At 48.2% G+C, this 13,128-nt stretch carries 10 protein-coding genes; 7 read left to right on the forward strand and 3 right to left on the reverse strand.

Annotated features, from left to right (window positions below; translation table 11 throughout):
- Positions 1-42: 42 nt before the first annotated feature.
- The 3 genes from xdhC to xdhA form a co-directional block, all read right to left on the reverse strand.
- Positions 43-957, reverse strand: a complete 915-nt coding sequence (gene xdhC, locus MK185_10885) for a xanthine dehydrogenase accessory protein XdhC (protein ID MCH2041128.1) — start codon at positions 955-957, stop codon at positions 43-45.
- Positions 958-1,116: 159 nt separating this feature from the next.
- Entirely contained in the window at positions 1,117-3,528 is a 2,412-nt protein-coding gene (gene xdhB / locus MK185_10890; GenBank protein ID MCH2041129.1) for a xanthine dehydrogenase molybdopterin binding subunit, read from the reverse strand.
- Positions 3,521-5,092, reverse strand: coding sequence for a xanthine dehydrogenase small subunit (gene xdhA, locus MK185_10895; GenBank protein ID MCH2041130.1), 1,572 nt, complete (start codon positions 5,090-5,092; stop codon positions 3,521-3,523). The genes xdhB and xdhA overlap by 8 nt, the downstream gene beginning before the upstream one ends.
- 482 nt (positions 5,093-5,574) lie before the next feature.
- On the opposite strand from xdhA, the gene MK185_10900 reads away from it, so the two are divergent.
- The 7 genes from MK185_10900 (at position 5,575) to MK185_10930 (ending at position 13,119) form a co-directional block, all read left to right on the forward strand.
- Positions 5,575-7,131: an ABC transporter ATP-binding protein gene (locus MK185_10900; protein ID MCH2041131.1), complete on the forward strand. Its 1,557-nt coding sequence runs from the start codon at positions 5,575-5,577 to the stop codon at positions 7,129-7,131.
- Complete coding sequence (locus MK185_10905) at positions 7,125-8,213, forward strand: ABC transporter permease (GenBank protein ID MCH2041132.1); 1,089 nt, start codon at positions 7,125-7,127, stop codon at positions 8,211-8,213. Before MK185_10900 ends, MK185_10905 begins: the two co-directional genes overlap by 7 nt.
- Positions 8,214-8,231: 18 nt before the next feature.
- On the forward strand, positions 8,232-9,158 hold the full coding sequence (locus tag MK185_10910) for an ABC transporter permease (GenBank protein MCH2041133.1): 927 nt from the start codon (positions 8,232-8,234) through the stop codon (positions 9,156-9,158).
- A gap of 56 nt (positions 9,159-9,214) precedes the next feature.
- Complete coding sequence (locus MK185_10915; GenBank protein MCH2041134.1) at positions 9,215-10,291, forward strand: BMP family ABC transporter substrate-binding protein; 1,077 nt, start codon at positions 9,215-9,217, stop codon at positions 10,289-10,291.
- 85 nt (positions 10,292-10,376) lie between these two features.
- Positions 10,377-11,108 (forward strand): DUF5020 family protein, encoded by a 732-nt coding sequence (locus MK185_10920; GenBank protein MCH2041135.1) that lies wholly within the window; start codon positions 10,377-10,379, stop codon positions 11,106-11,108.
- Positions 11,109-11,241: 133 nt separating this feature from the next.
- Positions 11,242-11,931, forward strand: a complete 690-nt coding sequence (locus MK185_10925; protein ID MCH2041136.1) for a TetR/AcrR family transcriptional regulator — start codon at positions 11,242-11,244, stop codon at positions 11,929-11,931.
- 252 nt (positions 11,932-12,183) lie between these two features.
- On the forward strand, positions 12,184-13,119 hold the full coding sequence (locus tag MK185_10930; protein ID MCH2041137.1) for a DMT family transporter: 936 nt from the start codon (positions 12,184-12,186) through the stop codon (positions 13,117-13,119).
- Positions 13,120-13,128 lie beyond the last annotated feature (9 nt).

The following is a 13,128-nucleotide window of genomic DNA, read 5'->3' on the forward strand; positions in this document are numbered from 1 at the left end:
GTGTTCATATTTTTAGTTACTGTTCGTTAAATCAGAAAATAATTAATCGGATAGCTTTAATGATGCGCCTGTACCTGTGGTATCCACAGCGCGCTGTTCATTAGCCAATTCCTGCTTGATGCTTTTCCAGCTCAAGCCACGCTGTTTTTTACCCGGTTGCTCTTCTTTCAAGCCCGATGGTTGTTCGCTTTGGTGTTGTAATGCGATTAACTCCCCAGCAATCGATACAGCGACTTCCATCGGTAACTTACCCGGTACAGCACTTAATCCCACCGGACAAATAACCCGCTGCATATCGTCCTGAGAAAATCCACGTGCTTCCAGACGACGAACAAAACGCTGCGCCTTGGTATCAGAACCAATTAAACCAATATGATTTATTCCCGGATGCTTCAGCGCTGCTTCCGTTAATTCGTAATCCAGCTGATGATTATGCGTCAGAATTAATACGTTGGCCCCGGCGGGCAGATTTTCCATTTCGTAGGTTGGATCATCACTGACAATCGCATTGATATTCGTCGCCGTTTCAGCCGGAAACAACTCCGCACGACTATCAACCCAGCTCACTTTGCACGGCAAGCCCGATAAAATGTTCATCAGCGCTTTAGCAACATGCCCGGCACCAAATACCGCTACCTGAAAATCACAAGTGGCAAAGATTTCAATCAATACCGTTGCGCTACCACCACAACACTGCCCTAACGAGGCGCCTAACGGGAAATGATCAATTTGTTGCGCATCGACATCAGCAATCAATAGCTCACGTGCTTTATTGGTAACAACAAATTCAAGATGTCCGCCACCAATGGTGTCGTAGGTTGATTCTGCGGTAATGACCATCTTGCTGCTTTGGTCGCGTGGCGTGGAACCGGTACACCCCAGAACCGTGACCAACGCATAAGCCTCACCTTTATGCTGGCATTGTTGTACTGCATCAAACCAGTGTTGAGAGCGCATCAGTAATTACCTCCAAAGCATTTGGTGCTTATACCAGAAGCTGTGCACACCGGTTGGTTACTATCGTTTGAGGTTGTTTGCGACAGGGGTACACTTTTTGTGCATTGACCGCATACCTGCGAATAATAGCTACCAACGGAGTTGTGCGTGTTCATAAGATCAGCCTTTGGCCTGTACTTCCTGAACCGCAAACAACACCTTCTCAGGCGTTGCTGGCGTATCCAGACGAGGATTCAGTTTGTAATCGCCCATACTGGCAACGGCATCACGAATGGCACTCCATACCGAAATTCCGTGCATAAACGGAGGTTCACCCACCGCTTTAGAACGATACACCGTGGCTTCACCATTCGGACGGTCTTCCATCAGGTTCACATTGAATTCAAACGGCGTGTCACCTACCGCTGGAATTTTATAGGTCGCAGGGCCATTGCTGGCGAGACGCCCCTCGTTATTCCAAACCAGTTCTTCCGTGGTTAACCACCCCATGCCCTGAATAAAGGCACCTTCGATCTGGCCCACATCAATATCCGGGTTTAATGAACGACCCACATCGTGAAGAATATCGACACGCTGCAATCGGTGCTCCCCCGTTAACGTATCAACAATCACTTCGCTCACTGCCGCACCATTTGCGTAATAGTAGAACGGGCGGCCTTTACCGGATTCACGATCGTAGTGAATTTTCGGCGTTTTATAGAAACCAGTAGATGATAACGGTACACGCCCCATATACGCCTGCTGAACAAAATCTGCGAACGCTACGCGCTGTTCTTCACCATTTTTCTGATAGATCAGATGACTATCAAACAGTTTAACGCTATCGACATCCGCCTGATAATGCTCATACGCAAACGCGAATAATCCATCTTTAATTCGTAAACAGGCATCTCGCGCTGCCATACCGTTCAAGTCGGTACCGGATGACGCTGCCGTTGGCGAGGTGTTTGGAACTTTATCGGTACGAGTAGCAGATACCTGAATGGTATCCAGATCGACCTGGAATTCTTCCGCCACAACTTGCGCAACTTTCAGGAATAACCCCTGGCCCATTTCTGTACCGCCATGGTTCAGGTGGATGCTGCCATCGGTATAAATATGTACCAGTGCTCCGGCCTGATTCAAAAACTGTACAGTAAAAGAAATGCCAAATTTAACCGGTGTTAATGCCAGACCTTTCTTCAGAATCGGGCTGGTTTTATTAAACTCATTAATCGCCTCACGACGTGCCCAGTAATCTGAGCTTTTTTCCAGGTCAGAAATTAATTCCGACAACAAATTGTGTTCAACTTTCTGGCCATAATGCGTTTCATCACGCGGATCGATATCACCATCGGCAGTGCGGATGTGGTCATACGTCACACCGTACAAATTACGCTTACGAATGGTCAGCGGATCTTCCCCTAAATGACGGGCAATATCATCCATCATTAATTCAGCCAGGATCACACCCTGCGGACCACCAAAACCACGATATGCGGTGTTTGATACTTTGTGCGTTTTCGCCCGATGGCCAGTCACCGTTGCGTTATTCAGATAATAAGCGTTGTCGGAATGGAACATGGCACGATCGACGATCGCGTCACTTAAATCCGGTGAGTTACCACAATCGCCGGTAACAATTAAATCGGCGCCGTGAATAATGCCTTGCTCGTCAAAACCAACATCGTACTGGTTGTAGAATGGGTGACGTTTACCGGTCATCACCATATCGTCATGGCGGGTCATGCGGTATTTAACCGGCTTGCCGGTTTTATGTGCCATGATCGCAGCAATACAGGCCAATGGTGCGGCCTGAGTTTCTTTACCACCAAAACCCCCACCCATACGACGAACTTCAACCTGCACTTTGTTAATGCTGATGTCCAACACTTCAGCGACCAGCTTCTGAACTTCAGTAGGATGTTGGCTGGATGAGTACACATGCATACCACCATCTTCGGTTGGCAACACAGAACACACCTGCCCCTCAAGATAGAAATGCTCCTGGCCATTAACGTGCATCTGCCCCTGAATACGATGAGCGGCATTCTTTAATGCGGTTTCAGAGTCACCACGCTGATGCTGGTGAGTCGGGCGAACAAAAAAATTCTGTTCCAGAGCTTGCTCAACATCCAGTACCGGCTCCAGCACCTGATATTCAATTTTGGCTTTTTTAACCGCTGCACGGGCAATCTCAATACTGGTCGCGGCCACCGCAAAAATCGGCTGGCCAACATACTCGCAGGTTTCTTCCACCAACACCGGGTCGCCAGAAAAAACGGGGCCAATGTCAACGTGACCCGGCACATCTTCTACCGTAATCACATCAACGACCCCCAGGGTTTCTCTAACTGCGAAGAGATCGATCGACTTAATTTTCGCATGTGGGTAAGCGCTGCCTCCCACCGCGATGTGCAACTGATTGGGTAACTCCGGCATGTCATCAACATACACAGCTTTACCGGTAACGTGTTTATTCGCACTTTCGTGCTTCATGCTTTGACCTGTGTGTCCTTTCAGCTTTTTCACTTTTTGCGGACGTTCACGCAAGGTCATTTCATTATCGGGAGTATCAATTAACTTACGCATTGTGATGCTCCATCGGGTTAATGGCGTCTCTTGCAGCAAGCTGACTCGAGTGAATATTCTCGATTCGTGAAATGCTGTCTGGCTGTAGTAGCTCCAACGCACATTTCTGAACCAGATTTTTCGCCACTAATAAGCGATATTCATCGGTCGCCCGGACATCGGTCATTGGCGTAAAATCCTGCGATAACTTTTCTGCCGCCTGGCGAAACTGAGCGCTGTTCAACGGTAAACCCGTCAACTCAGCTTCCAGCTGCAAGGCCGCTTTCGGAATAGCCGCCATTCCACCAAAGCCGGTGCTGATTGCCGTCACGGTTCTTTCCTCCGACACCGATACTTTAAACGCGGCCAGTACTGCCGAAATATCGTCTTCAAGGCGCTTGGAAATTTTGTAGACCTTTAACAGCTCACCAACCTTCAATTTGGGAATCTTAATCGTACGAACATATTCACCCGGCTGTTGCACGGTTTGTTTGTAGTCAACAAAAAAGTCCTTCAATTTCAGCCAGCGCGAGCCGGTTTCGTTTATCATGCCCGGCGCCGAAGCAAGCTCAATACAGGCGCCCAGCGCTAATAGCACCGGTGGTGTATCGCCAATTGGTGAAGCGTTGGCGATGTTGCCGCCAAGCGTACCGTTGTTGCGTACCTGACGAGATCCAAGACGCTGCAATAGCTGGGCGAATTCCGGGAAGTAATGGGCCAGCAGTGGCTCAACGTCGCTGTAAGTCGCCGCAGCCCCAATCAATAGGGCATGTTCCTCATCATTAATGGCCTTTAGCGAGGCAATACCGTTAATGGCAATCAGCTGGTCGATGGGTTTGAGAAACTGGGTAACATCCAGTGCCAGATCGGTAGCACCTGCCACCAATCGCGCTTGCGGATATTGCTGCAACAGCTGCTTTAACTGATCTTCATTCTGCGGCGCCCAGGCCTGCTGCTCAGCCTTACCAAAGCCAGCTTGTTCTGTGGTAGTGGCATTGTCTTCTTCAACGATAGTCGCTGCCTTGAACTCTGCTGAGACCCCAGGCTGCCAAACCTGTACGGCCTGGTCACGATTGTCCGGGTAATCATTGAGGTGAGAAGCTGCTTCAATAATCGGACGATAACCGGTGCAGCGGCACAAGTTACCCGACAGAGCTTCGATAATCTGATGCTGAGTTGCCTGCTGCTGTGCATCTTCGCCATGGTTGATTGACTCATGCAGTGCCGCCAGAGACATCACAATACCCGGGGTACAAAAACCACACTGAGAGCCATGGTAATCCACCATCGCCTGCTGCGCCGGGTGCAGCTCAGCGCCGCCACCAGTTGCCAGCGCATCGACCGTGACAACACTTTTACCATTCAGCTGAGCAACAAAGGTGATACAGGCGTTGATCGCTTTGTAGCGCCACTGACCGTCTTGTTGTTCTCCCAACAGGACGGAACAGGCGCCACAATCACCGGAGCCACACCCTTCTTTTGTACCTGTCTGAGCTTGCTGAGATCGTAAATAGCGTAATAACGTCGTATCACTGGCCAAATCTTGTACAATCGTCAGATTCCCATTCAAAAAAAATCGAACCACGTTTGCGTCTGCCTCTTCGTTCTTATATCTGTGATTTCTTCTCGCTGAATCACATAGCAATATCCTGACCAATTAGACAACTTAATAACTATGAATGGCAAGCCCTGTTCAGCTACAGGCCTATTTAGTCAGTTAAAAGTGTCGCTATATCACTGATTATTGCTGTTACCTAAAGGGTTATTACTGAAATTTTTATACGCAGTTGTTACCGCAATACCCAATTGCCACTAAATCTAACCATTTAGTCAGCTTTGCACCAACATAAAACAATGCGTTCTTAATATTGCACCGGATGTGTGCATTCGTATCTGGCAAAAAATACTTACCCAGCGAAAAGAGAGAATATTTCGGCGCATTTCACCCCACGAATAAGCTGACCTTTTGATTAAATTTTTATTAAAATGCCATTTTTCTTCCTACACCCCACTAAAGATGGCAGGCGAATTGCTTTGTCATTTCGACCAGGCGGTCAGAAGCTGTATATGAAAAGAATAGAATTAAACAAAATTACCAAACGATATCCGGGGTGTGTTGCCAACGATCAGGTTAGCCTGACGGTAAATGCCGGAGAAACACATGCGCTGTTAGGCGAAAACGGTGCCGGTAAAAGTACCCTGATGAAAATCATTTACGGAGTGGTTGCTCCCGATGAAGGTCAGATGCACTGGCAGGGAGAAGCCGTTCGCATCAGCGGGCCATCCCATGCGCGGGATCTTGGTATTGGCATGGTGTTTCAGCACTTCTCTTTGTTTGAGACCCTGACGGTGGCGGAAAACATTGCGCTGAGTTTGCCAGCAGAAGAAGGAAAAGATCTGCTGGCGCTGAGTCAGCGTATCCGCGACGTGTCTCAACGTTACGGCATGACGCTGGACCCCGACCGATACGTCAACACCTTATCCATTGGTGAACAGCAGCGAGTAGAAATTGTTCGCTGCTTATTACAAGACGTCAAACTGCTGATTTTAGATGAGCCAACTTCGGTGTTAACACCACAGGAAGTGGATGTGTTGTTCCAGACCTTACGTCAGCTTGCTGAAGAAGGCTGCAGTATTTTATTTATTTCTCACAAACTTGATGAAGTGCGTGCTTTGTGTGACAACGCAACCATTTTACGCGGCGGTAAAGTCACCGGACACTGTGATCCACGGGTGACATCAACGGCAGAAATTGCGCGTTTAATGGTAGGTGATGACACACCATTAAGTGAGCATTACGAGCGCGCCGATGGTGGCGAAGTATTTCTGAATATTCGTCAACTGGATTTTAAATCGGATGATCCATTCGCCACCGCATTAAAAAATATCAATCTCAATGTAAAAGCCGGTGAAATTCTCGGAATTGCCGGTGTCGCTGGAAATGGTCAGGAAGAGTTACTCAATCTGATCAGTGGCGAGGAAACCTGCAATGCCGACAGCGTTTTGTTTGCCGGTAAAGCCGTGGGTAACAAAGGACCGGAAAAACGCCGCCTGGAAGGGTTGGGGTTCGTACCAGAGGAGCGTCTTGGGCGCGGTGCAGTGCCAGATATGTCATTAGAAGACAATGGCTTATTAACTGCCTATCAGGGCGACCTGACAAAAAATGGCTGGATTAATAAAAGCAAAGTCAGAGCGTTTGCTGAAAATATTATTAATAAATTTAATGTAAAAACGGCTGGAAGTCTGGCGCAAGCAAAATCCCTTTCTGGTGGTAATTTACAGAAATACATTATTGGCCGGGAAATGCTTCAGAATCCGAAATTACTGGTGTGCTCGCACCCAACCTGGGGAGTCGACATTGGTGCTGCTATTTTAATCCGCCATGCATTGATTGATTTACGTGATCAGGGCGCAGCCATTCTGGTGGTATCAGAAGATATTGATGAGCTGTACTCCATCAGTGATCGTATTTGCGCAATTTGTGACGGTCGTCTGTCACCTGTCGCTAAAACCGATGACGTCTCTATTAACCAATTAGGCTTGTGGATGGCCGGTGATTTTGATCATCAAAGTACCCCTTCCACCGCTTCATCCACCACAGAGCCGGATCAATCATTATGTTAACGCTGGAAAAACGTCCGTCCGACAGTCAGACAATGTCCTATTTGTCTCCGCTGCTGGCGATTATGCTCACGCTGTTAAGCGGCGCTTTGTTATTTACCGCCATGGGAAAAGACCCGCTGGCGTCTCTATATACTTTTTTTGTATCGCCGTTAAGTGACCTGTATGGCTGGACCGAACTGGGAACCAAGGCCGGGCCACTATTACTCTGTGCAATGGGTCTGATGCTGTGCTTTAAAGCAAAGATCTGGAATATTGGTGCTGAAGGTCAGTTTATTTTAGGCGGCCTGGGCGGTGGTTATATTGCGCTGGAGCTGCTGGAAGCTGAAGGTTTCTGGGTGTTACCCACCGTACTGTTCTTTGGCGCTGTGTGTGGCATGGCATGGGCAGGATTGGCAGCGCTATTAAAGACCAAATTCAACGCCAATGAAATTCTGACCACCATCATGCTGAACTACATCGCTTTAAATTGGCTGTTGTATGGCGTGCACGGACCCTTAAAAGATCCGCAAGGTTTTAACTTCCCTGAGTCGGCCATTTTTTCAGAAGCCGCCACTCTGCCGGTGTTGTTCGACGATTATCGCCTGAATATCAGCATTTTCTTTGCACTGTTTGCGATGGCTGCGATATGGACGCTGATGTCACGCAGCATGGTGGGCTTTCAGATTGCAGTGCTGGGGGAAGACAAATCGGCCGCTGCATTTGCAGGTTTTAAAGCCAATCGCCTGACCTGGCTGGCACTGTTGGCCTGTGGTGCCCTGGCGGGTCTGGCCGGTGTCAGCGAAGTCACCGGTACCGTTGGCCAGTTAACACCGTATATCTCACCTGGATATGGCTATGCCGCCATTATTGTTGCCTTTCTGGGGCGTATGCATCCGCTGGGCATCTTATTCGCCAGTATGCTGTTGGCTCTAACCTATATGGGCGGTGAAATGGCGCAAATGGATTTAGGTCTGCCGAAATCGTTAACCGGTTTATTCCAGGGCATGCTGCTGTTTTATTTATTAGCCTGCGATCTGCTGATCAGCTATCGCATCGTCAAAACCAAAAAAACATCAACCAGTCATTCAGTTGCTGCGGGCTAAACGAGGGTAACAAACATTATGGATCTCGATCTGATCGTAAATATTTTATTTGCCACCATTCGTACCGGCACACCGCTAATTCTGATTGCGTTGGGTGAAATGGTTGCCGAAAAATCCGGGGTATTGAACCTGGGTCAGGAAGGCATGGTGCTGATGGGGGCTGTGTGCGGGTTTATGGCAGCCGTTGTTACCGGTAATGCCGGCTTGGGCGTTGTTGCTGCCATCATTGCCGGCATGCTGGTATCGCTGCTATTCGGCTTTCTCGCCATTTCCCTGGTAACCAACCAGGTGGCCACCGGCTTGGCTCTGACCATTTTTGGTATCGGTTTAAGTGCCTTTTTAGGTGCTGGTTATGTTGGTATGGCTATCGAAGGTATTACTCCGTGGGAAATTCCCCTGTTAAGTGAGCTACCCATTGTTGGCAAAATCTTATTCAGTCAGGACCCTCTGGTGTATTTGTCATGGATTTTATTTGGTCTGATTTTCTGGTGCTTCCGCAGTACTCGCGTTGGTCTGACTGTTCGCGCGGTGGGTGAAAATCCGGAAGCGGCTAACGCCATCGGAATTCCGGTAATGAAGGTTCGCTACGGTGCGGTGTTGTTTGGTGGCGCAATGGCCGGACTTGCCGGAGGGTATTTATCATTGGCTTATACACCGATGTGGAATGAAGGCATGTCAGCCGGTCGTGGCTGGATTGCACTGGCTCTGGTGGTATTCGCCAGCTGGAAAGCCGAACGTATTTTATTGGGTGCCTATTTATTTGGTGCCGCCAGCATTATGCACCTGGTTTTACAGGGGTTGGGCTTTGAAGCCTCACCAAACCTGTTGGCCATGTTGCCATACGTTGCCACGATCGCTGTGCTTGTGGTGATTGCCAATGATTCGATTAAAGCCAAGCTGAGTACACCTTTAGCGCTGGGTCAGCCGTATCGGCCTCAGATGTAATCAGCGGTAAACAAGAAATTAATAACTGTAATACTATCAGAGAGAAGGAGACCGTCATGGCTCGCAATAAAATCGCAATGCTGCTTTCGGCAGCAACAGTGGCACTGGGTGCCAGCTTCGCTAACGCTGAAGATCCGCTGAAAATCGGCTTCGTATACGTTGGTCCAACCGGCGATGCCGGCTGGACTTACGCACACGACGAAGCACGTAAGCACATGGAAGCTCAGCTGGGTGATAAAGTTGAAACCAGTTACGTTGAAAGTGTTGCTGAAGGCCCGGATGCTGAACGTGTTATTCGTCGTCTGGCGAAAGATCACGGTCTGATTTTCACCACCTCGTTTGGCTACATGAACCCAACTCTGAAAGTCGCCAAGCGTTTCCCAAAAGTGAAATTCGAGCACGCGACTGGCTACAAACAGTCAAAAAATATGGGAACCTACTTTGCACGTGCTTACCAGGGTCGTTACCTGACCGGTATGGTTGCTGGCAAAATGACCAAGTCTAACGTATTGGGTTACGTGGCTTCTTTCCCGATTCCGGAAGTTATTCGTGGCATCAACGCTTTCACCAAAGGTGCGAAAGAAGTTAATCCAAACGTAACGGTTAAAGTGGTATGGGCAAGTACCTGGTATGACCCGGCCAAAGAGCGTGAAGCGGCAGAAACGCTGATGCTGCAAGGTGCTGATATCCTGACCCAACACACCGATTCTGCTGCGGTTATTCAGGCTGCAGAATCAAAAGGTAAATACGCGATTGGTTACCACTCTGACATGAGTGCGTATGGTGCCAAAGCACACCTGACGGCGGCCGTTCATAACTGGAGCGATCTGTATGTAGCAAAAGCCAAGTCTGTAATTGATGGCACATGGAAATCCGAAGACCTGTGGCCGGGTATCGCAGAAGGGGCAACAGACTTAGCACCGTTCAACGATGCAGTTCCTGCTGACGTGAAAGCAATGGTTGAAGCGAAAAAAGCCGATATCAAAGCTGGCAAAGTACGTGTGTTCGACGGTCCGGTAACCGCGCAGGACGGTACTGTAAAAGCCACAGCGGATCAGTCTCTGTCTGACGGCGACCTGAAAGGTATGAACTGGTACATCGATGGTGTTGAAGGCAAGTTACCTCAGTCTTAAGCACCCGTGTTTGCAATTGTTAAATTTGAAAACGGTCTGGCCGCGGTAACCCGCGACCAGGCAAAAAAACCTGGAGATAAAAATCATGAAAAAACAATTATTAACTGCAGCTATGATCGCGGCGGCTTCAACTGGCGTTTCTGCTGAGCAATACTGGGCAGACAACAGCGTGTCGGCACTGTACGGCAGCGATTACAAACTGTCCGGCCCAAATGAAGACAACAAACTGACCACCATGACCCTGGAGCACGTATCCGGTCATAGCTGGGGTGGTTTGTTCTTCTTCGTTGACCGTCATGTAGGCGAAAGTGGCCCTAGCACTGCGCAATTTAAAGAAACGTATGGTGAGTTCTCTCCTAAGTTCACCCTGCAATCTTTTGAAGGTGGCTTTGTTAAAAACATTAACGCCGCATTCACTTATGAGTTTGGCTCCACCAGCTCAGGCTTCTCTCAGGATAACTACCTGTACGGTATTGGCGCCGACCTGAACATTCCAGGCATGAACTTCGCCAGCGCTACGGTTTATTACGCCAACAACGAAACATCTGAAGATGATTACCAGCTGACTCTGACCTACGGCTGGTCCGCGGGTGAGTTAAATATCGATGGTTATATCGATTACTCAACAGGTGAAGCAGACAACCAAACGTCCAACTTCCACTTCAACCCGCAAATCACCTATAACCTGGGTCCGGCTTTGGGTATAGGCAACAAAGTGAAATTGGGTATTGAGTACAGCTACTGGAACAACAAGTTCGGCAACGGTGGTGATATCGACCAAAATGCCATCAGCGCTCTGTTAAAAGTACATCTGTAATCGCTGGTTGAGTGATGCAAATATGTAACAAAGGGGCGCATTCAGCGCCCCTTTTTTGTCTCCCTATATAGAGGGTGTGTTAAACTGCCGTCACCTTTGTGTCTGCCACTACGCCTCAGGGCGGGAAACAGGAATGACTAAACAGAAGTACAAGCCGGGTAAAATCCGCGAACGTAACAATGAGAATATCCTTGCTGCAGCCGAACAGGAGTTCGTACTGCACGGTTTTAAAGGCACCAGCATGCAGTCGATTGCTGACCGCGCTGGAGTCCCTAAAGCAAACATCCACTATTACTTCAAAAACAAAGCGAACCTCTACCGGGCACTGCTGGAAAACATCATGCAGGTCTGGAATGAAGTGCTAGCCGATATTACCCCCGACAGCGACCCTGCCGACGTATTGAGCCGCTTTATCCGCTCCAAAGTTCAGCTTTCGTATACCCATCCCAACGCGTCTAAAATCTTCGCGATGGAAATTATCCAGGGCGCTCCTCATCTTCGTGACCATCTGAGTCAGAATATGCGTACTTGGGTTAAAGAGCGCTCAGCGGTTATCCAAAGCTGGATTGATCAGGGCAAAATCCGGGCGATTGATCCTACGCATCTGATTTTTATGATCTGGGCGACAACGCAGCACTACGCTGATTTCGAAACTCAGGTGCTGGAAGTATTGAATAAACGCCAATACGAACCGGATGATATTGATCAAATTACTGACTTTCTGATTGATATGATTTTTACCCGTCTCGGTTTGACCAAACCGGAAATTCAGCCGTTCCAGCCGGAAGAGCACGAAGCGGAAACGGAAGTTATCGCTGAATAACCACAATGACTTGTATCTCTGTGGCCACAGGGTTACTCTGTGGCTTCATCTGTTTCTGAATTTCTGTTTTTTATTATGCGAACTCTGGTGCGTACATCATCCTCACTGACACTTAGCCTAAAGCTATGGTGGAAGTGTCTGTGTGCAGCCCGGTTTAATCAATAATAACGAACTCATACTGGCTGCGAATTTACGTAGCCAGCTATTGCAAATTCGCAGCCATTTTTAACTCCCAGGGAAAAGGAGAAAATAATGGCCAGTGCACCACCAACCAACAACTATCCTGAAAATACGGTTTATTCTGAAAATAATGCCCAGCGTAATGGTCTTATTATCGCTGTAATGGCTGCATTGTTATTTTCCACCAAGCCGATTCTTATTAAATACCTGTATCAACTGGGTATTGAACCATTACCACTGATGACGATTCGTATGCTAATGGCGCTACCAATCTATTTGATTGTGGGCGCCTACGCCTGGAAGAGACTGCCACAGAAGCCCGATAATTTGCAGCTGTTCAAAGCGGCGATGATTGGTTTACTCGGTTATTACCTGGCGACGTATCTTGACTTACAAGGGCTGCAATACATCAGCGCTCAGTTTGAACGGGTCATTTTGTATGCATATCCATCCTTTGTGGTCATTCTCGGCGCCCTGCTTTTTCAACAGAAATTTAAAGCGACGTTAATTTTCCCCTTGTTGCTGACTTACGGTGGCTTAATACTCATGTATGCCAGTGACATATCAATTTCCGGCCTGTCAGCCGACACGCATCTAAAAGGCGTGTTATTAATTCTGGCCAGTGCTGTATCGTTCGCCTTTTATATTTTGTTCAGTAAAGAAAGTATCGGTGTACTGGGTAGTTTATTATTCACCAGCATTGCGATGACTTCTGCATCACTGGCAATCAGTATCCACCAGGTGATCGTAAATGGTGTGCAGTTACAAAACTACAGTGGTGAGGTGTGGTTTTATCTCGCCGTGCTATCGATGTTTGCCACAGTATTACCGTCGTTTATGACCAGTGAAGCCATCAAACGTATTGGCCCGCAAAAGGCCAGTATGACAGGAACATTAGGGCCAGTGGCCACCAGCATTATGGCGATTATTTTCTTGGGAGAAACCCTGAGTTTTAGTGGCCTGGTTGGAATGCTATTGGTAATTATTGGTATCCGAAAACTAAGCTGATAAAAAAAT

Source organism: Saccharospirillaceae bacterium, from assembly GCA_022448365.1.
Taxonomy (GTDB): Bacteria; Pseudomonadota; Gammaproteobacteria; order Pseudomonadales; family Oceanobacteraceae; genus Bacterioplanoides.

Excerpts from the sequence above, each read along its gene's own strand:
- MK185_10920 (MCH2041135.1), top strand. The coding sequence starts at position 10,377 with ATGAAAAAACAATTATTAACTGCAGCTATGATCGCGGCGGCTTCAACT.
- MK185_10905 (MCH2041132.1), top strand. The coding sequence starts at position 7,125 with ATGTTAACGCTGGAAAAACGTCCGTCCGACAGTCAGACAATGTCCTAT.
- MK185_10910 (MCH2041133.1), top strand. The coding sequence starts at position 8,232 with ATGGATCTCGATCTGATCGTAAATATTTTATTTGCCACCATTCGTACC.
- xdhB (MCH2041129.1), bottom strand. The coding sequence starts at position 3,528 with ATGCGTAAGTTAATTGATACTCCCGATAATGAAATGACCTTGCGTGAA.
- MK185_10925 (MCH2041136.1), top strand. The coding sequence starts at position 11,242 with ATGACTAAACAGAAGTACAAGCCGGGTAAAATCCGCGAACGTAACAAT.
- xdhC (MCH2041128.1), bottom strand. The coding sequence starts at position 957 with ATGCGCTCTCAACACTGGTTTGATGCAGTACAACAATGCCAGCATAAA.
- MK185_10915 (MCH2041134.1), top strand. The coding sequence starts at position 9,215 with ATGGCTCGCAATAAAATCGCAATGCTGCTTTCGGCAGCAACAGTGGCA.
- MK185_10930 (MCH2041137.1), top strand. The coding sequence starts at position 12,184 with ATGGCCAGTGCACCACCAACCAACAACTATCCTGAAAATACGGTTTAT.
- MK185_10900 (MCH2041131.1), top strand. The coding sequence starts at position 5,575 with ATGAAAAGAATAGAATTAAACAAAATTACCAAACGATATCCGGGGTGT.